Source organism: Nostoc sp. (assembly GCF_036917775.1).
Classification (GTDB): Bacteria; Cyanobacteriota; Cyanobacteriia; order Cyanobacteriales; family Nostocaceae; genus Nostoc.
The window spans coordinates 1-19,378 of sequence record NZ_JBALEQ010000042.1 but is presented as its reverse complement, the minus strand read 5'-3'; the positions used below and the strand labels follow the sequence as shown (position 1 = coordinate 19,378).

At 42.2% G+C, this 19,378-nt stretch carries 17 protein-coding genes, 3 tRNA genes and 1 rRNA gene; 13 read left to right on the top strand and 8 right to left on the bottom strand.

Annotation, left to right across the window (positions count from 1 at the left end):
* Positions 1-15 precede the first annotated feature (15 nt).
* Positions 16-327, bottom strand: a complete 312-nt coding sequence (locus tag V7K69_RS06885) for an S-layer protein (RefSeq protein ID WP_335032598.1) — start codon at positions 325-327, stop codon at positions 16-18.
* 639 nt (positions 328-966) lie between these two features.
* Between V7K69_RS06885 and V7K69_RS06880 the strand changes: the two genes are divergently transcribed.
* The 4 genes from V7K69_RS06880 to V7K69_RS06865 all read left to right on the top strand — a co-directional run bounded on the left by V7K69_RS06880 (position 967) and on the right by V7K69_RS06865 (position 3,659).
* Positions 967-1,206 carry a hypothetical protein gene (locus V7K69_RS06880; protein ID WP_335032596.1) on the top strand — a complete coding sequence of 80 codons (240 nt, stop codon included), beginning with the start codon at positions 967-969 and terminating at the stop codon, positions 1,204-1,206.
* Between the two features lie 92 nt (positions 1,207-1,298).
* Positions 1,299-2,702 carry a tyrosine phenol-lyase gene (locus V7K69_RS06875; RefSeq protein WP_335032594.1) on the top strand — a complete coding sequence of 468 codons (1,404 nt, stop codon included), beginning with the start codon at positions 1,299-1,301 and terminating at the stop codon, positions 2,700-2,702.
* A 77-nt stretch (positions 2,703-2,779) separates the two neighbouring features.
* Positions 2,780-3,205: an acyl-CoA thioesterase gene (locus tag V7K69_RS06870; RefSeq protein WP_323231498.1), complete on the top strand. Its 426-nt coding sequence runs from the start codon at positions 2,780-2,782 to the stop codon at positions 3,203-3,205.
* Between the two features lie 193 nt (positions 3,206-3,398).
* Positions 3,399-3,659 carry a hypothetical protein gene (locus tag V7K69_RS06865; RefSeq protein WP_163926744.1) on the top strand — a complete coding sequence of 87 codons (261 nt, stop codon included), beginning with the start codon at positions 3,399-3,401 and terminating at the stop codon, positions 3,657-3,659.
* 36 nt (positions 3,660-3,695) lie between these two features.
* Here V7K69_RS06865 and V7K69_RS06860 read toward each other — a convergent pair whose 3' ends face one another.
* The gene (locus tag V7K69_RS06860) at positions 3,696-4,469 is read right to left on the bottom strand and encodes a TrmH family RNA methyltransferase (RefSeq protein ID WP_335032590.1); all 774 of its coding nucleotides are present in this window, start codon (positions 4,467-4,469) and stop codon (positions 3,696-3,698) included.
* Positions 4,470-4,548: 79 nt separating this feature from the next.
* Positions 4,549-4,630, bottom strand: a tRNA-Leu gene (locus V7K69_RS06855).
* A 410-nt stretch (positions 4,631-5,040) separates the two neighbouring features.
* Here V7K69_RS06855 and murA point away from each other — a divergent pair.
* From murA to V7K69_RS06815, 8 genes are all read left to right on the top strand, one after another.
* On the top strand, positions 5,041-6,408 hold the full coding sequence (gene murA, locus V7K69_RS06850; RefSeq protein ID WP_335032660.1) for a UDP-N-acetylglucosamine 1-carboxyvinyltransferase: 1,368 nt from the start codon (positions 5,041-5,043) through the stop codon (positions 6,406-6,408).
* Positions 6,409-6,701: 293 nt separating this feature from the next.
* A complete protein-coding gene (locus tag V7K69_RS06845) occupies positions 6,702-7,580 on the top strand; it encodes a M48 family metallopeptidase (protein WP_335032588.1) in 879 nt (292 codons plus the stop codon).
* Positions 7,581-7,641: 61 nt separating this feature from the next.
* Positions 7,642-8,550: a hypothetical protein gene (locus V7K69_RS06840; protein WP_335032586.1), complete on the top strand. Its 909-nt coding sequence runs from the start codon at positions 7,642-7,644 to the stop codon at positions 8,548-8,550.
* 84 nt (positions 8,551-8,634) lie between these two features.
* Positions 8,635-9,756, top strand: a complete 1,122-nt coding sequence (locus V7K69_RS06835) for an alpha-hydroxy acid oxidase (RefSeq protein ID WP_335032584.1) — start codon at positions 8,635-8,637, stop codon at positions 9,754-9,756.
* Positions 9,757-9,866: 110 nt separating this feature from the next.
* Positions 9,867-9,950, top strand: a tRNA-Leu gene (locus tag V7K69_RS06830).
* A gap of 31 nt (positions 9,951-9,981) precedes the next feature.
* Positions 9,982-10,251: a hypothetical protein gene (locus V7K69_RS06825; RefSeq protein ID WP_335032582.1), complete on the top strand. Its 270-nt coding sequence runs from the start codon at positions 9,982-9,984 to the stop codon at positions 10,249-10,251.
* A 353-nt stretch (positions 10,252-10,604) separates the two neighbouring features.
* Positions 10,605-11,402: a WecB/TagA/CpsF family glycosyltransferase gene (locus V7K69_RS06820; RefSeq protein ID WP_335032658.1), complete on the top strand. Its 798-nt coding sequence runs from the start codon at positions 10,605-10,607 to the stop codon at positions 11,400-11,402.
* A 363-nt stretch (positions 11,403-11,765) separates the two neighbouring features.
* Positions 11,766-11,837: transfer RNA gene (locus tag V7K69_RS06815), tRNA-Gln, on the top strand.
* A 90-nt stretch (positions 11,838-11,927) separates the two neighbouring features.
* Here the strand turns inward: V7K69_RS06815 and V7K69_RS06810 are convergent.
* Positions 11,928-12,407, bottom strand: coding sequence for a hypothetical protein (locus V7K69_RS06810; RefSeq protein WP_012411525.1), 480 nt, complete (start codon positions 12,405-12,407; stop codon positions 11,928-11,930).
* A gap of 207 nt (positions 12,408-12,614) precedes the next feature.
* Between V7K69_RS06810 and V7K69_RS06805 the strand changes: the two genes are divergently transcribed.
* Positions 12,615-13,913 (top strand): hypothetical protein, encoded by a 1,299-nt coding sequence (locus tag V7K69_RS06805; protein ID WP_335032580.1) that lies wholly within the window; start codon positions 12,615-12,617, stop codon positions 13,911-13,913.
* Positions 13,914-14,020: 107 nt separating this feature from the next.
* On the opposite strand, the gene V7K69_RS06800 is transcribed toward V7K69_RS06805, so the two are convergent.
* The 4 genes from V7K69_RS06800 to rrf all read right to left on the bottom strand — a co-directional run.
* Complete coding sequence (locus tag V7K69_RS06800) at positions 14,021-15,166, bottom strand: SpoIID/LytB domain-containing protein (RefSeq protein ID WP_335032578.1); 1,146 nt, start codon at positions 15,164-15,166, stop codon at positions 14,021-14,023.
* A 228-nt stretch (positions 15,167-15,394) separates the two neighbouring features.
* Positions 15,395-17,611 carry a GumC family protein gene (locus V7K69_RS06795; RefSeq protein ID WP_335032576.1) on the bottom strand — a complete coding sequence of 739 codons (2,217 nt, stop codon included), beginning with the start codon at positions 17,609-17,611 and terminating at the stop codon, positions 15,395-15,397.
* Between the two features lie 561 nt (positions 17,612-18,172).
* A complete protein-coding gene (locus V7K69_RS06790) occupies positions 18,173-19,132 on the bottom strand; it encodes a ribonuclease Z (protein WP_335032574.1) in 960 nt (319 codons plus the stop codon).
* Between the two features lie 151 nt (positions 19,133-19,283).
* A 5S ribosomal RNA gene (gene rrf / locus V7K69_RS32905) occupies positions 19,284-19,378 on the bottom strand; the annotation flags it as partial.

Genomic DNA, 19,378 nt, shown 5'->3' with positions numbered 1-19,378 from the left:
TATAAGACTCCTATTTTATTTTTCAAACTGCGATTCTTTCTGCGGTTGCTGCTGACTATTTGTTGGTTGCAATTTCTGAAATAAAGCTGGTGGCGTAGCTTTACGGAATGCACCGCAGTAGTGCATGGTCATAACTGCTTTAAAAGCCCAATGGTCTTTTGGCACATCACTAAAGGGATTCGGTAAAGTTTCTGCTTGATTTTGGATACAAGCATTCAAAACTTGATTCGATTTTGCTGGTGTGTCGGTAGTAGGTTCTTGAGATTTAACAGGAGTAACAAAGCTAGTAGCTAGCACTACGACTGTTACCAAAAGTTTGTAGTTCATAACTTTAGTTTTCTAGGGATGAAAGTCTCCCAGATGTTAGTTCCTGGGCTGTCGCCCAGGAACTAGAATAACCTAAGCGTTAGAAAACATGGTAAGCATTACTAATAGAACAACTAATCCACTGATCCAAAGAGCTAACGAACCCCAACTAACTGAATCTTTTTGTACTCTTTGCCAAAAATTGTTAACTAAGTTATTTCGAATTGCCATTTTATAACCTCCAATTTTTATTAAACTTGCACTTACTCAAGTTATGAAGCCTGGATTGAGCAAAGAAAAGCTCATCTTTGCGAGTATCAGCCTTGATTTGCTGATTCACAAAGACTAATCAACAGAGATTTAAATTCATCCCTTCAGGGATATTTACGATAAAGCGTGTGTCTTAACGCATTACCGATCTAATAAACAAAAATTTACAAAAAGATATTTGTTGATGCTTAACTTTATTTTCCCATACGTAACTGTTTACACTTAGAAATTTGGCAATTTTGAGAGAATTCTTAACGTTGCCTTAATCATGTGTAAAAACTAGTGTTTTTTAATCAAAATCTACTTAAATACTGATTATGTTTCACTTTCACTCGTGATTTATCTAGACTTGAAAATAGACACAATTAATAATGAAATGGTAGGTAAATAATGGTGCAACAAATAAGACATAATGAACCGCAATATATCTGTATTATTCCAGTTGAGAGAATTACAGCGAACCAAGACGAAGAAATTATGACCTTTGGTGTATCAGCCGATGATGCCAAAAAACAAGGTGAGGAATTATTAACATCTACATATAGTTGTAATAAATCACAAGTTTTGGAATTGATCCAGCAAGCACGAATTGAACCAATAGCTCAGTGGTGTGCCCCGAAAGAACGCTAAAAGTACTTATGACGGTCTTGGCAACAGCAAGTATTAGCACCCAAAATAGTATGCAAATATTCGGCTTACCTGGATGAAGGAGGAATGAATCTATGACCGATGCCAAGCAAACTTCCCCGCGCCGCCGTCGCTCTTGGGCAGAGCCATATAAAATCAAGGTAGTTGAGCCATTAAAAATCACTACTCGCGCTGAACGCGAACAGGCGATCGCACAAGCCGGTTACAATACCTTTCTACTGCGTTCTGAAGATGTTTACATTGACTTGCTCACTGATAGCGGCACTTCAGCCATGAGTGATTATCAGTGGGCAGGGATGATGCTCGGTGATGAAGCTTACGCCGGCAGCAAAAATTTTTACAATTTAGAAGCAAGTATCCAAAAGTATTACGGCTATCGCCATATTGTACCCACTCACCAAGGGCGTGGTGCAGAAAATATTCTTTCTCAAATACTGATCAAATCAGGTGACTACATACCTGGCAATATGTATTTCACCACAACCAGGTTGCATCAGGAGTTAGCTGGCGGCACTTTTGTCGATGTGATTATTGATGAAGCCCATGATGCCCAATCACTGCATCCATTCAAGGGTAATGTAGACTTACAAAAGCTTACAGACCTAATAGAGCGAGTTGGAGCAGAACGTATTCCCTATATTAGCGTTGCCGGAACTGTTAATATGGCTGGCGGACAGCCGATTTCTATGGCTAACCTGCGAGCGGTACATCAGTTAGCTCAAACCCACGGTATCCGCATTATTCTTGATGCCACCCGCGCTGTGGAAAACGCTTACTTTATCCAGCAGAGGGAAGAGGGTTATTCCAATCAGGCGATCGCTACCATCTTACGTGAATTTTGCTCCTATACCGACGGTTGCACCATGAGCGGTAAAAAGGATGCACTAGTTAACATCGGCGGTTGGCTGGCTCTTAATGACTATAATCTTTACGAAGAAGCACGTAACCTAATTGTAATTTATGAAGGCTTACATACTTACGGTGGTATGGCTGGCCGGGATATGGAAGCTATGGCACGGGGTATAGAAGAGTCAGTTCAAGACGATCATATTCGTGCCCGTGTCGGTCAGGTTGAATACCTCGGACAAAAGCTTTTAGATTGGGGTATTCCAATTGTTGTACCGATTGGTGGTCATGCCATTTATTTAGATGCCAAACGCTTTTTACCACAAATCCCCCAAGACCAATTTCCGGCACAACGTCTAGCAGCAGAACTATATCTAGAGGCAGGTATTCGGGCAATGGAACGGGGCATCGTTTCCGCAGGGCGCAATAAAGAAACAGGCGATAATTATTATCCAGAGTTAGAACTAGTCCGTTTAACTATTCCCCGCCGTGTTTATACCCAGGCTCACATGGATTTGACTGCTGAGGCAGTTGAAGAAGTTTTTTATAATCGCGATCGCCTACGCGGACTCAAAATGATTTACGAGCCGAAGTATCTCCGCTTCTTTCAAGCAAGGTTTGAATTGCTTTAGAGATAGTAAAGGCACTGAATTGAAAAAACTAATATAGAGAAAGTGTAAAAAAACAGTGCCGTACTACCAACTAAACTATGCTACCGTTCAAAACTCTGCTACGCGTCCGCCACTATGAGATGGATGCACTTGGACACGTAAATAACGCCGTCTACCAAAATTATTTAGAACAAGCAGCCATTGAGCATTCAGAATACTTGGGCTTAACTTTGGATGTCTATCGGGAAGTAGGTGGCGTATTTGTCATGCGGCGGGTAGAAATTGAGTATTTACGCCCGGCAGTAGCAGGCGATACCCTAGAGGTCACTACCTGGTTGAAGGAAATGCGCGGAACTCGTGCTTTCCGATGCTATGAGATTCGTAAACAAAACCAAGATGATTTGTTAGTAACGGCAGAGGCACTATGGGTTTGGGTGGATGCACAGACAATGCGCCCACGACCAATTCCCAGTATCATGTTAGACAAATTTTTGCAAATCCAAAACCCAGGTGTTACAACCTAAAAATGGTTTGTTATTTGCCATTTAATGAATCTTAATTATTCTCATGAAAAATAAATGATTTATTTTTTTCCAGGTAATGCTGACGATCAAGAATACACAACTATGATGTTATAAATGCAAAAAGTGCAAAATTTAAATCTGTAGAAGCTGCAATTAAAATTAGGTCAGTAAATAGGATTTTCAATTAAATATTATGGAGCCAATTCAGCCACAACAGCGCCGCGTCGCCGATCAAGTGTTTCAGCAATCCCTCGATCAGTTGGAGGATATTTTACAAGAAATTTCAACTGAGGAAGAAGAAATTCCCCAACTCCCCCAACTGCATACTACTAATCTCAGTGAAGTCGAAGTCGATCAAGATTTGATCGCTATTGATTTAGCGGCTCTTGAGGACGCAGTTGCTGATATTGAACAATATCTTGAAGAAAAGACAAAAACCCAAGAAAAGTTATGAGTTTTAATTCCTGTAAAGACGCGATTAATCGCGTCTCTAACTCATTTGCCGCCGAGCTTCATACAACATTAAAGCGGCTGCGATCGCTACATTCAAAGATTCTACCCCAGGACTCAAAGGAATTCTGACTTGTTGATCTGCGATCGCTGCTAAATCTGCCGACAATCCAGCCCCCTCATTTCCCAGTAAAATCAAACTGGGTTTGCGCCAGTCTACATCCCAATAAGTTAAAGTCGCGCTGGGTAAGGTTGCCACTACCTGCATTCCTGCTTGCTGGCTTTGTTGAACTGTTGCTTTTAAATCTTCGGTTACGGACGTTGCAAGGCGAAACCATTGCCCTGCTGATGCTCGGAGAACTTTTGGGCTGTCTAAATCGACACTATCTCCACTTACCCACAAACCTGATGCTCCCACCGCCGCGGCAGTGCGAATCATCGTACCCAGGTTTCCCGGATCTTGCACGGTTTCTAAAGCTAGAACTAAACCAGTGAATGGTAGTTGATGGCTATCCCTTCGTTTTGCCGTTGCTACCACACCATCAGGTTGGACTGTAGTAGCGATCGCATTTAAGACTTCCTCGCTGACAATCTCGGCGCGATCGCTTTTACTACAAGCCTCTTCCCAGAGTGACGAGTGCGCTACTTGCCAATCTGGAGTACAACACACCGTTTCTAGTGGGTAATCTACCGCACAAGCTTCTTCCAACAGGTGCGTCCCTTCCAGTAAAAATAACTGCTGCTTGTGGCGCTCTTTGGTGGAGTGGAGTTTGCGAATTTGTTTAACTAGTGAGTTTTGTAAACTGGTCAACATTTTTTAGTTGTGAGTGCTGAGTAGTGAGTGCTGAGTTTTTCTTTCTCAGGACTCACTACTCGGCACTCAGTACTGGTTATGCGGAACCCGGGACTTGAACCCGGAAGCCTTGCGGCACTAGAACCTGAATCTAGCGCGTCTGCCAATTCCGCCAGTTCCGCTGGCACTTATCTTTATCGACAATTTCCTATTATTGCGTTATGTTTTACCTTTGTCAAGCGAAAATCTAACTCTCTCCTTTAAGAGACTCAGACTGGAAACGAATTTTTCAGGGGATTAGGTCGAATCAAAATATTAACTGAACAGTAGAGCATTGATTTTTAGAGAATACTTAAGTCATTTTACTGAGTATTTATTTTTGCTTAAAACTACTACTTATTCATTCTTTTTTATTAAATTTTTTAAAAGCTCAAAATAATTGCTATTGCTTGCTTTGAGCGATTATTTTTCACCAAAAAACAATTTTTTTATGCAATATGCTGTTCTAAAATGTGGACAATTTGAATCTTTACTGTAGAATCAAAACCAACTTCAAACATATAAAATACGTATTACTTTTGGAGGTAGGCTTATCAATCCTTCTACCAGCTTACCAGATGCCAAAATTGCTCCAGAAGCAGACTCCTCAGTCTTGCAAATTTGGGGTGGGCATCCTTTGCGAGGTCATGTGAAAATTAGCGGGGCAAAAAATGCAGCACTGGTAATCATGGCTGGAGCCTTGCTGTGTCCGGGCGATTGTCGTATCCGCAACGTCCCCTTATTAGCGGACGTAGACCGGATGGGTCAGGTGTTATCAGCTTTGGGTGTAAGCTTAACGCGGCAAGGCGATATTTTAGACATCAACGCCAGTGAAATTAAAACATCAAAAGCTCCCTACGAACTAGTTACCCAACTGAGGGCGAGTTTCTTCGCCATTGGTGCCATTCTTGCAAGATTGGGAGTAGCACAGATGCCCTTACCAGGCGGTTGTGCGATTGGGGCAAGACCAGTTGACTTGCATGTGCGAGGACTGCAAGCAATGGGGGCTGAGGTGCAGATTGAGCATGGCATTTGCAATGCCTACGTCCCTGGAAGCAGTCGGAGATTAAAAGGTGCGAAGATTTACTTAGATATCGCCAGTGTCGGAGCTACGGAAAACTTGATGATGGCAGCTACCCTGGCAGAGGGCGAAACGATCATCGAAAATGCTGCCAGAGAACCGGAAGTAGTTGATTTAGCTAACTTCTGTAACGCGATGGGAGCAAAGATTAAAGGGGCGGGTACTAGCAGGATTATTGTTGAAGGAGTCCCCAAGCTGCATTCTGTTGACTACAGTATCATTCCCGATCGCATTGAGGCCGGAACGTTTTTGCTGGCAGCAGCAATTACCCGTTCCGAACTTCTTCTTTCGCCAGTGGCTCCAGAACATCTGATACCAGTGATTGCGAAGCTACGGGATATTGGGGTGACGATAATTGAGGACAAGCCTGAACACTTACGCATTCTGCCGGCGGAAACTCTCAAGGCAACGGATATTGAAACTCAATACCATCCAGGTTTCCCTACAGATATGCAAGCGCCGTTCATGTCTTTGCTGACATTGGCCGAAGGCGACAGCGTGATTAACGAATCCGTCTTTGAAAATCGCTTGCGTCATGCCTCAGAGTTGAATCGCTTGGGGGCAGACATTCGTGTTAAAGGCAACGCTGCTTTCGTTCGGGGAGTGCCGAAATTGTCTGGCGCACCAGTATTAGGCACAGACTTACGAGCATCGGCAGCGCTCGTCATAGCAGGACTGGCAGCAGAAGGAAAAACTACCATTCAAGGATTACAGCACCTCGATCGCGGCTATGATCGGCTCGATATGAAGTTACAGCAATTAGGAGCTAAAATCCTGCGTGTGGGCGAAACATCAGCAGATGCCGAAATTGCTGCCAGCATCAATAGCCTTTCAAGTTGAAATTGATAGGTTGAACAAGAGGCAAGGGAGCAGGGAGCGGGGGGAATGAAGAAGCAGGGAGACACAAGGTAACAAGGTTACTTTAGTGATAACCTGCAACAAGTCTTTCCCCTTATTCCCAATTCCTCTTCTCCATCCTCTTTGACACGGAGGCGAGAACAAGGAGAATGAGGGAGACAAGGTAAAATTTTCTTCCCCCTGCCCACCCTGCTGAAATCGTTATACTAACTGTGGGTGGCTGTTTATTTAACTAGCCAGATTCCATAGTTGTGTTTTTTATAGCTTGCTGCACTATGTCTTTCTTCAAAACCCCTCTGATTGGTTTAAAAGCTGACTCATTTCGTCATCCATTAGACCTGGAAGCTACTAAAACGCTCAAGCAAATACCAGGCATAGATATGTTGGTGCGAAATTGGCTTGGGCCAATGGCAGAGCAGGTTTTTTATGTGGAAAATATTGCCTCCAGCATTCTGGTGGGTGAAAATCAACTGCCCGATTTATACAAGCTGTTGTTAGACGCTTGTGAAATTTTGGATATCGAGCCTCCTCAGTTGTACGTCCGGCAACATCCGGCTCCCAACGCCTATACTTTTGCTGTGCGCGGTAAACAGCCCTTTGTGGTGATACACACATCCCTAATTGATATCCTCACCCCAGACGAAATCCAGGCAGTAATTGCCCACGAGTTGGGACATCTCAAGTGTGACCATAGCGTTTACTTGACCCCAGTAAATTTACTAATATTAGCTGCGGCGATTGTGCCCAATGTCGGAACCTTCGTTGCTCAAGCGATACAGGCACAACTTTTAGAATGGGTACGCTGTGCTGAGTTTACCTGCGATCGCGCCGCATTACTAGCAACCCAAGATCCTAAAGTTGTCATGTCAGTATTGATGAAGCTGGCGGGTGGTTCCCCAACTTTAGCGCCACAACTGAATCTCGATGCCTTTGTTGCCCAAGCCCGCGCTTATGATGACATTAGCAAGACCGAATTAGGCGAAATGGTTAAAACCGCCCGCACAGCCCAATTAACCCATCCAGTGCCAGTGCTACGGGCGCGAGAAATTGACCGTTGGGCAAGCAGCACAGAATACCAATCTTTAATTCAAAGTCATGGATTGAAGTCTACAAGTAATGAAGTTGCACCCCAAGGCGGCTGGCGAAACTGGTAGAGTTACTAGTGATGCGATCGCACTGTGATGTAAGATACTGGTACAGCCCAAAAATCAGCTAATGACCAGGTTTCCTTACGACCAATTCGCCAAAGACTATCTTAAAGAATTGTTACAGCCATTGGGAGAAGTGGAAACCAGTCGGAAAGTTCCAGCCCAAATCCGAGAGATTGATGTTTATTTCGTACCTCCACCCCAATCCACAAAAAATCCCATAGAATTAGGGCTGTTAGGGAAATTTGCGGCTGAACCTGCATTAGTTGAACCATTTAGAAATGCGGCGACAATTGCAGAAATCCGCAGTTGTATAAATAAGCTATTTGATATCTTTGCTGAAGTAAAACGTCAGGCTAAAGGTGATAAAAATCGTCTTGCAGAATCAGAGCTACCACGTTTGTGGATTTTGTCACCTACAGCTTCTGAATCTGTACTAGATGGTTTTAGAACTAACCTAGATCAAGTAAATTGGGGAATAGGAGTACATTTTTTAGGCGATTATTTTAGAACAGCAATTGTGGTAGTTCACCAATTACCGTGTACAGAAGAAACACTATGGTTGAGAATTTTAGGTAAGGGAAGAGTCCAGCAACAAGCAATAGACGAACTAGAAGCACTTCCCCAAAATAATCCCTTACGTTCCAAAGCAATTGATTTATTATTAAATTTAAAGACTACCTTAGAATTCAATCAAAATATAGACGAAGAGGATAGAGATTTAATTATGCGTTTATCACCTATTTACGAGCAAAAATTAGCAGAAGTTAAAGAAGAAGGAATCCAAGAAGGAATTCAAGAAGGAATTCAAGCAGAACGTCGTAATGTTATAGAAAATTTGTTGCGAGTTCGCTTTGGTTCTTTAGATGCAGAACTAAGAGGACTTGCTGAAGCTTTATTGGCATTATCTCCAGAGGAATTTACTCCTTTATTACTGCAACTATCTAGAGAAGAATTATTAGATAGGTTTCTTTAAAAGAATTCAGTTACTAAAAAAAAAATCGTTTACTCGGACAATCGGATTAAAAAATATCCTATTGGTTAACCCACAGCCGCTACCATGACAGTTGTATCCAACGACCATCGCTTTCAACCCATAAATCTCTTTGAGTACGAAAAGCTAGCAAAAGAGCATCTGTCTCAAATGACCCTTGATTACTATAGCAGTGGTGCTTGGGATGAAATCACATTACGAGATAATTGTGCTGCCTTTGAGCGAGTCAAGTTAAGACCTCGGGTATTAGTCGATGTTAGCGATCGCAATTTAACTACCTCCATTTTAGGACAACCCCTGCAACTACCTTTGTTAATTGCGCCAATGGCTTTTCAATGTCTAGCCCATCCAGACGGAGAAGTGGCCACAGCCCTAGCTGCCGCATCAGCTGGTGTGGGAATGGTATTAAGTACAATGGCCACAAAGAGCATTGAAGAAGTAGCGACTGCGTGTGAGAAATTTCCCGATTCTCTGCGATGGTTCCAGCTTTACATCCATAAAGACAAGGGATTAACTCGTGCTTTGGTAGAAAAAGCTTATAAAGCAGGCTATAAAGCACTTTGTCTAACTGTAGATGCACCAGTTCTTGGACAGCGTGAAAGAGATAAACGTAACGAGTTCGCCTTACCCCCAGACTTACATCTGGCTAATCTCGTCACCATCTCAGGGCTAGATATTTCCCATGAAAAAGGCGAATCCGGGTTATTTACCTATTTTGCTCAACAACTAAACCCAGCAGTAACTTGGGATGATTTGGAATGGTTGCAATCTTTATCTCCACTACCTTTAGTTATCAAAGGAGTTTTACGGGGAGATGATGCTGTACGGGCTGTGGAATATGGGGCCAAAGCAATTGTTGTTTCCAATCATGGTGGCAGACAACTCGATGGAGCGATCGCTTCAATAGAAGCCCTAGTTGAAATCGTAGCAGCAGTAGATGGTAAAGTAGAGGTGCTACTGGATGGAGGCATTCGCAGGGGCACAGACATTCTCAAAGCTCTGGCATTAGGAGCAAAAGCAGTACTGATTGGACGACCCATTTTGTGGGGACTAGCAGTAGCAGGACAAGTTGGTGTATCTCACGTCATCTCACTGCTACAAGATGAGCTAAATGTGGCGATGGCACTTAGCGGTTGTGCAAACCTACAGGATATTAACCCTAGTTTATTGACGTTGCCACGCTTTTAAGCCTTAGATAATAGTTTAGACATGATTGATTCCAAAAAAACTTTGATAATTAATTTTCAAACTTGTTAAAAAATCGCTCATCTATAGTACAATAGTTAAGTTGGATATAAGGGCGGGTGGCGAAATTGGTAGACGCACCACACTCAAAATGTGGCGACCTTGCGGTCATAGGAGTTCGATTCTCCTCCTGCCCACTACTAAATAGAATAGAGAGGTTAAAAGTTCATGCGCTTGAAAAGATGGGAATCTCCCCGTAAAGAAGGTAGGAATGACAAAGGTAGAGGCGGCTCTGCGAGGAAGCGGCAACTCAAAAAGCAACGCCAAATGTTACGTCAAAAACTCAAAGAAGCTAACAAGCCAGATAATAACAAAAATAATCGAACAGGGGAAGATAAGTTTATCTTCCCCTTATTTTTTGGGCTTTTATCTTTTAAGCACATAATTACGTATCAAAATCGGCAGACTGAGTGTCTGGTATTTCATTTTTCTATGTAAACTAATTCAGTAAAAAATACTACCTGTTAATAAAGTTTCTACTAGGAATTTATCGTAATTGTAATGCTTGCATGAACCAATCAAAAATTAATTATGAAGAAAGTATGAATTTTGTCAAACAGCATCTAAAACCTTTAGCTTAAAACAGTAAGCTAGGACACAGCAACCGAATACTTATGAATATTACCGATTAACCTAAAAGCAATACTAAAAAAGCAATTGCACCTCCATGTGTTAACTTCCAACGATGACACAAGCCTATAAAAAGTCAGGAGTCATCCAATCCGAATTATTCAATATTCGGAATGGTCTAAGCAATCTATGGATTTTTTTCTTGGACACAGGAGTTATTGATCGTGGCAAGAGTGCCTCTACCTACTAAAAAAGTGCTTGATTTCCCTATTACTGCTTTACGTTTTGACGAGCAGATACAAACAATACTGAAGTGGGCGAGTAGGCGTGAGAGTAAAACTGTATACGTAGCTAATGTACACATGCTCATTGAAGCTCATTGGCATCCACAGTTTGCCACCGTATTACGAAATGCAGATATAGTTACTCCTGATGGTATGCCTCTTGTATGGATGATGCGAAAAATGGGGGCTGTTTACCAAGACCGTGTGGCAGGGATGGATATTTTTTTAGCATTGTGTCAGCGAAGTCAAACACAAAATCTCAGTATTTTCTTTTTAGGTTCCCAAACAGAAATTCTTTCTAGGATGCGAAAAAGGTTAGAGCAAGAATTTCCCCAAATGAAGATTGCGGCGATGGAACCTCTACCTTTTCGTCCCCTAACTGAAACTGAAGACGAAGCCTTGGTTCGAAAGATTAATTCTAGTGGTGCTAGCGCCATCCTAGTATCTTTGGGATGTCCTAAGCAAGAAAATTGGATAGCTCAACATAAAGGTAAGATACAAGCTGTAATGATTGGACTGGGTGGAGTTTTCCCAGTTTATGCAGGAATTCACAAGCGGGCACCCCGCATAGTTAGAGACTTAGGACTTGAATGGCTGTATCGATGGATTCAAGAACCACGCCGACTTTGCGGCCGCTATGCTAAGACCATTCCACTATTTATATGGCTGGCTACCAAGCAACTGCTATCATCAAGTCGGATTGCAGCAGTTTTTCTTCACGAAACTGGGGATTAAGGAAAAGGAAACAGGGCAAGATGTGATTAGTATGGAAAGAAATAATCTAGATGCCCCTAGTTTTTATATTCAAAGCTAGGTGTCTCACTGGTAAGCAGGAACAGATGATAAGCCGTTCATAATCAAGTGAAGCAGATTTTAGATGCAAAAGAATCGCGATCGCAATTCCTTTACCCTTAAAGTGAGTTCGACGCTACAGCCGAGTATCGATTCAAGGGTTCACCCCAAAGCCATGAAAGAGTCTAAGTGTAAGCATTCCGACCAATCAATGTCCTGCCGTAAAAATCCATTATCTCAAATAAACCATTAAAGTACTTGACACAAACCCAGGATTAACTGCTATATTAACTAGAGTAAAGTCGTTGGGGCGTAGCCAAGTGGTAAGGCAGCGGGTTTTGGTCCCGCCATCCCTAGGTTCGAATCCTAGCGCCCCAGTATATCTAAAGACAGGTTGTTACGCCTGTCTTTTAGAGTTTTTATGCAATTGGCGAAAAATTCAACTCAATTTATCTAATTCTGTAGAGCTTACTTATCAGGCGATTTAAGAGCTTGGTCTAGAGTTTGCCGAGCCTGTTCTGCTTTAGATCGTGCTTCTTGATAACGTACATTAGCTTGGGCAAAATTTTTCAGGACTTTAAAACCTTCCTTGAGTCGAGTAATTTCCTCTTCAGTCACCGAATCGTCAGTGAACAGAACATCAACCGCTTTGCGAATTTCTAACGCTTCAGCTCGTGACTCCTGAACTTTCAGCTTGAGTGTGGCCAGATTACTTAAAACCTGGACAGCTTGTGTAATAGTATCCTCACCGCTAGCAGTGTCAATAGTTGACTCTTTAACCTCAATTAATTGTTGAGGGCCAAATCCTTCTTCCAGTTCCGTGGGTAGCTTACCTGCATCCATCAGTTCCATCAGCTGATCCATTGCTTTATCACGGGCTTTGGCTGAATCTTTTCCAGAAACAGTAAGGATAATTTCTGGACTTTGAGCGAGAGTATATTGAACCATATTTGAGCAGAAAATTTGCTGATTAACCAAGCTGAGGGAAACAATTATAACATGTTGTGTGTTAGGTCATTTGTTGGTTTATGTATTTCACTACCGGGTTGCTAAATTGATGTAATTTCATACTTTATTGTTACCCCTGTTAAGTCGCTCAAAATAAAACTTTATACTTAATAAAACGGGAATAAATTTCAACAGGAGGGGAGAGCAATGGCTCCCAATCCCACCATCATGCAAGCTGTCGAAAAACTGGGCTACCGTGTCACCGTTGGTGATGTGGCAATCCAGGCAGGATTGAACGTCGCTGAAGCTAATCAAAGCTTGTTAGCTCTGGCATCTGATGCTGGAGGACATTTGCAGGTAGCGGAATCAGGTGATATAGTTTTCCTTTTTCCACAAAACTTTCGAGCAATTTTGCGTAATAAATACTTCCGGCTACGATTGCAGGAATGGTGGAAAAAAGTCTGGAGTATACTGTTTTACCTGATTCGGATTTCTTTTGGAATTTTCTTAACTGTTTCCATCGCTCTGATAACTGTTACCATCTTCCTAATTATTACTGCTGCCAATTCCGATCGCGACGGCGACAATCGGGGCAGTAATTCCGGTGGTGGGGGTTTCTTTTATTTTCCAAATTTCTTCTGGTATCTTAGCCCAAATTATGACACCTACTACCAGGAACGGCGACGTGAAACCAGAGAAGAAAGCAATCTGAATTTCTTTGAAGCTGTCTTCTCGTTTCTGTTTGGTGATGGGAATCCTAACGCCAACTTAGACGAACGTCGCTGGCAAGAAATTGCTACGGTGATTCGGAGCAATCGTGGCGCAGTGGTAGCAGAACAAATTGCCCCATACTTGGATGACATCGGCGAGGGATATACAAGAGAGTACGAAGATTATATGCTGCCCGTTCTGACGCGATTTAATGGGCAACCGGGGGTAAGTCCAGAAGGGCAAATTGTTTATTACTTCCCAGAGTTACAGGTGAGCGCGGTTAAAAAGCGCCGTCATTCAATCTCATCTTACTTGGAGGAATTGCCTTGGCGTTTTAGTGCCGCAAGTTCAGGGCAAATTATGTTGAGTGCAGGGTTGGGGGCACTAAATTTAGTTGGTGCTTTAGTACTGGGAAGTTTGTTGAGAGATGGTACTGTTGCTGCCCAATTAGGTGGACTGGTAGCTTTTGTGCAAGGAATTTATTGGCTGCTATTGGCTTATGGAGTAGGTTTCTTAGGTATACCGTTATTACGTTACTTTTGGATTCGGTGGCGTAATCGCAAAATAGGCGATCGCAATCGCGATCGCCTTTCCCGATCAAGACTATTGGCAAGTCCTGATGCACCTTTGCAACAAAAAATCGACTATGCTCAACAATTTGCCCAAGAAAAAGTTATTAGCAAGGAAGATTTAGTATATTCTAGCGAAACTGACTTACTTGACCAGGAAGTTGAGCATTCTGCACAAATTGACGCTGAATGGCAACGCCGCTTGGAACGTGGGAGTGGGGAATAGGAAGCAGGGGAGCAGGGGAGCAGGGGAAGCAGGGGAAGCAGTGGGAGACAAGGGGGACAAGGAAAATAACAATTCCCAATTCCCAATGCCCAATGCCCAATCCCTGATTACTTCGCCTGAATTGGTGTTAGGGCTACACCTTGATAATAATGTCCCAAAATTTGCAGGTGGTTTACTCCTTGCCGAGCCAGATTGTACGCCCCCCACTGACTCATACCTAAAGCATGACCGTAGCCAAGCCCTTGGAGTACAAAACTACCATCGGCTCCCTTAGTAACGGTAAAGCGGGTACTTTTGAGCTTGAGGGCTGTTCGCACTTCCTCGCCCTGTAGCACCTTCGTACCCTTATTACCAACAATTTTCAAGACTTTAACACTGCGGAAAGGCGAGTATGTCTCTGGAATCATCGCCGTCACACTGCCAACTTCAGGAAATTTAGCGCTAATTTCACTCGGCGAGAAGCTTTTCACCCAATTACACTCGCGGATATTTTGATCGTAATCTTGAACAGCACGCAGGTAGGGTAAGGTATTTCCCCAAACATCTTCTACATTTTCGGTGTGTCCCCCAGAACAAGCGTGGAAGACTGAGAGAATAATCCGGTTTTTGTAAGTTAATACCTGCCCTAGTGTGGAATCCACTGCGGCGTAAGTAGCGGGAGCTTCACTGATGACACCTTTGTAAATTTGCCAACGATCTGGGGTATTCCCTAAATCATAAACTGGATTATTCCGTTGTTTTTCACGTTCGTAGAGAGCGTAGGTGCGAGCTGCGATCGCTTGGGCTTTTAAAGCTTCTTGGGGCCAGCTAGCATCCATTTCGCCACCAAGAACGCTGTAGAGATATTCTTGGTCATCAACCCAATTAACAGCCGTTAAGCCTTTTTCTGTGGGGACAACCAGAGTTCTGCCCCGATACCAGCGATCGCCAATATAAACAAATCCTTTACCCGTTGGCTCAATCCAAAATAAACCAGACTGCCACTTATCTAAAGCAACTCCGCCAGGAATGGCTTGGGCATAATATGCACTCATCGCTGGTAACTGTCCGAGAGTTCGTCCGGTACTATCCTTGACGATCCCAGTGGTAGAACTGCCCACTTTTACCTGATTAACGCCCCTCTCAATTGCCACACGCAGAATTACAGAGGCTTGGGCTGGGGCAACCAAAGCAATCCATAAGAGGACACTCACCCACCAATGACGTACTTTAATCTGGGAAAATAAAAAGCCTAAGTAAAGTTGGAATTTCATGCTGGTCATCTAATCACACTAGTATCTAATTGACGCTCTGGATTATCACGTCTACTACTTTAAGATGAGACACTTCTCCAACGGAGGAGGTTGCCACCTCCTACTAATTATGCAGTTTGCTTTAGCTATCAGCTAGAAATCAGGTGAAGAAGCCAGAAGGCAGTGAGAGAATTCCTCTTTTCTATCTATTTACAATACCCAATTTCCAATTCCTAATGCTTCTTCAGTCTACGATGCCAATACCTTTTGAGAATTACTCACTTCATTAGCGATAATTCCAATTAAATTCAACTGACTCAAAATTTCTGTAGCTTGAGTCAGTTCAGTTCGGGTTACTTTGCCCATGCGCTCTACCATCACAATAGCATTGCAAAAAGATGCCAAAATCCTGGCATCAACCGTACCTAAAATAGATGGAGCATCTATCAGTACTAAGTCATAACTTTGCTCAAATAAATCTATTAGTTCTTTCATTCGTTGAGAACTGAGCAACTTCACCGTATCTTCTGGTTCCGGCCCAGCAGTCAAAATATCAATTGAAGGATGAATAGGCTGGATATAATCTTGAAAATGAGTAGTTGTCTCATCAACTAATAACAGAGATAGTCCCCAATCATTAGATAGTCCCAGGATTTTATGCAAGCTAGGATTGTGCAAATTAGCATCAATAACTAATACCCGTCGGTGCATCCGGGTAGCGCTAGCTACAAGCCCTAATACCAAGGTTGTCTTCCCTTCCCCTGGTAGTGCTGAAGTAAACATCAGCGACTTGAAAGGTAAGGGATATTTTAATATCTGAATATTTTGGTAGATCATATCCAGGTTTTCATGGACGGGCAATCTAGTAGTAGCTTCTATTACAGAGTCATTTGATCTGCGCCGCCCCTTCCAAGACAGTCCCAGCCACCCTTTTTTGGCACTATGCGACGGCAATTTTGGCACTGATCCCAGTATACGTAGATTCGTCAGTTTCTTTAAATCTCCCGCACAATAAATAGCGTCATTAAACTTTTCTAAAATCAAGGCTACTAAAATACCTAAAATCGGTCCAATCAGAGTTCCTCCAACCAAGAGGAATAATCTGTTATTCCCCATATAATTCCCTAGAGAAGGTTCTGTTAAAACTTGCCAATTATATCCTTCCTGAGCAATTTTTAGCCCTAAAGACTGTTGTACTTGAAGGAGTTGTTCAAGGGTTTTATGACTAGTTTCTACCTTTGGCAGTAAACGATTGTACTCTGCTATTAAGCTTGGGTATTTGTTTAGTTCAGAACGGAGTCGCTGTTCTGACTCAGCTAGGTTCTTTTCATTGGCAGTTAGTCCTAAAACAGTTGTCTGCACCAGAATAAACTCATCTATTAGCGTTGGATCAACCCCTATTATTTGCCCTTTTGAAAGCGGTTCTCCCTTACTGCTATTAGTAATAGATTTTACCTCTTGTCGTAATAGCGACAATTGGCTCTGGCGTTGTTGCTTTAGCTTTTGTACCGATGGATAATCATCTGTATAGCGCAGTCGCTCTTTAGCCAATGCTAGTTCGGTCTTTTGAATTTCACTCAATAATGTTTGATAGCGGCTTGACTGATTTAAACGAGAAGAAATTAGTTCATTCTGTTGGGATGAAGACGCTATTTGTTGCTCTAGGTTATCGTAGCGGGCGTTTGCATCTTGAAGGTTGGCACGAGTAGTTTGTAGCTGATTTTGAATATCGGCTAGAGATTCTAGCAAGATTTTACTTTGGACTTCGGGATCTAGTAATTTATGTTTTTTGCGAAATTGTTCCAAATTTTTATCAGCTTTACTTACCTCTTTTTTTATCTCCGGTAAGCGAGCATTTACAAAAGCCAGCCCATGATTTAGGCGTTCTTTTTGTTGTTCTTTATTGTAATTTTGATAAACTTTTTGTAGAGCTTGCAGTAATTTTTGTGCTTTGACTGGATCTTCATCATTGAAAGAAACTTTAAATACTTGACTAAAAACTTTATTAGCTCCTATACCTCCCTCTTCTGGAGTTACTTCTAGAGGTGCTTTTTTGTTCTGTTTTGTTTGACCATTGATATCCGCTAAGGTAATATCAGGATAATCAGAATGAACTAAATCTAAGGCTTTCTGGAGAAGCTTAGAACTCAGCATGAGTTTCATCTGAGTAGTGGAATCAACAACTTGATAATTAGAATTAGTAACCTGAGTATCTGCCACGACTGGAATATTATTTGACTGTGCCCCTTGAGATAAATTGGAATTCACCAATATCTGCATACTGCTCTGGTAAGTAGGTTTGGTAATGACAGCCAAGAAGCTAGCAGCAGACATAACTACACAGGAAACCCCCAAGATCAAAAAGCGTCGGCGAAGCAAAATAGTAGATAGTTGTCTGATGTCAACTGTGCTTTGTGCTGAAGTAGTAGTAATTTGTTGCTCTTGATTCAGACTAATCTTAGCCACTATCAAACTCCTCTAATATCGAAACAATATATTTATTTGGAAGATTTATGAGAAATCTAAAATGTTTTTTACACCTATAGCCGTAATAGCACACTTAATTATTCTTCCAACAATGACAAGCTCACTTGGCACAATATTATGCGAAGTGGTGCTTTCATGTTCATCAATTCATGCATATAAATTCTTAATCAGTGTTGGAAGAATAAATTTTCAATAAATATTTTATTGAAAGGATAAAAATCTTAGCCAAAAATTAATTATTTTGTCTTAGTATTGAAGTAAAAAATCATTTAATGTAGAACACTACTATAGAAATTAAGGTTCTTTTGATAACTTGTAGTATAAAAAACATTGAGAAAAATATTTGACCTATACTCTTTGGAGATTTTTTCTCCACTTAGCTAACCGTAAATTGTTGGTTAACTAGTTGACTTACTTGTAAAATAAAACTGCTGTTTATTTGCTGGGCGTTATGATTTGGAATATTAAACTCCAAGATAGAGCCTGGTTAATTTTAGATTGTAGATTAGAAGGGTTCAATAGAAAATCTAAAATCTAAAATTAAACGCCTACCTTGGTTAACTCTACTTCTCGTCGTCTGGGTACTTCATGAATCATGAAATCATAAGCCATGTCGGTGCGAGGAAAAATAGCACGGGCTTCTTTGAGGAGATCCTTCAATTCCAAGGTATTGCCAGGAGCATAACGGGGGCTGAAATGACTCATAATCAGTCGATGTGCCCCAGCAGCTAAAGCTGTTTGCGCTGCCATTGTGGTTGTGGAATGCAAGCGCTGAAAAGCCATATCTGCATCTTGATGGGCAAAGGTTGCCTCGTGAATTAATACATCTGCATCATGAGCTAATTCCACTGCACCATCACAATAAATTGTGTCTGTGCAATAGGCAATTTTCCGGCCAATTTCTGTAGGACCGCATAATTGAGTGCCATCAATCACCCGTCCGTCCTCTAGGGTAACAGTTTCACCGCGTTTGAGTTGACCGTAAATACGACCAGAAGGAATTTCCAACGCTTTGGCTTTTTCCACATCAAAGCGTCCTGTCCGATCTTTTTCGGCTACGCGGTAGCCGAAAGCTGTAATCCTGTGATGCAAATTACCGCAGCTAACGGTGAAGTCATCGTCTTCATAAATTACCCCTGGACGGATGGCGTGAACTTTAATCGGGTAAGAAAAGTGTGTGTAGGAGTAACGTGAGGCGGATTGAATATAATCATTTAATCCAGGGGGTCCATAAATATCAATTCTTTCCACATTGCCAGCCAAGCCGCAAGTAGCAAGAAGTCCCATCAAGCCAAAGATGTGGTCGCCGTGCATGTGGGTGATAAAAATTCGGGAGAGTTGACTGATTTTCAGCTCACTCCGCATAATTTGATGCTGGGTGCCTTCACCACAGTCGAATAACCACAGTTCTGCCCTTTGGGGTAATCTCAGGGCGACACTAGAAACATTGCGCGATCGCGTAGGTACACCGGAACTCGTCCCTAAGAATGTTATCTGCACAGTGTTCTTTAGTCTTCCTATTGCTCAATATTGCAGCTCTATTTTCTATAGTGACACGGTTATTGATTTATTTTTTGATAGTCCTAATCAGAAAAACTAAAAACCCGATAGCTATTACATAAGCTAACGGGTTTTAGTTTTAAAATATAATTCCTGGCATCGAGCTATTTTTGCGTAGGGCGACCCCTAAACTATCGTTGCCGCAACAGCGTTTCACCTCTGAGTTCGGGAAGGGATCAGTGTGGT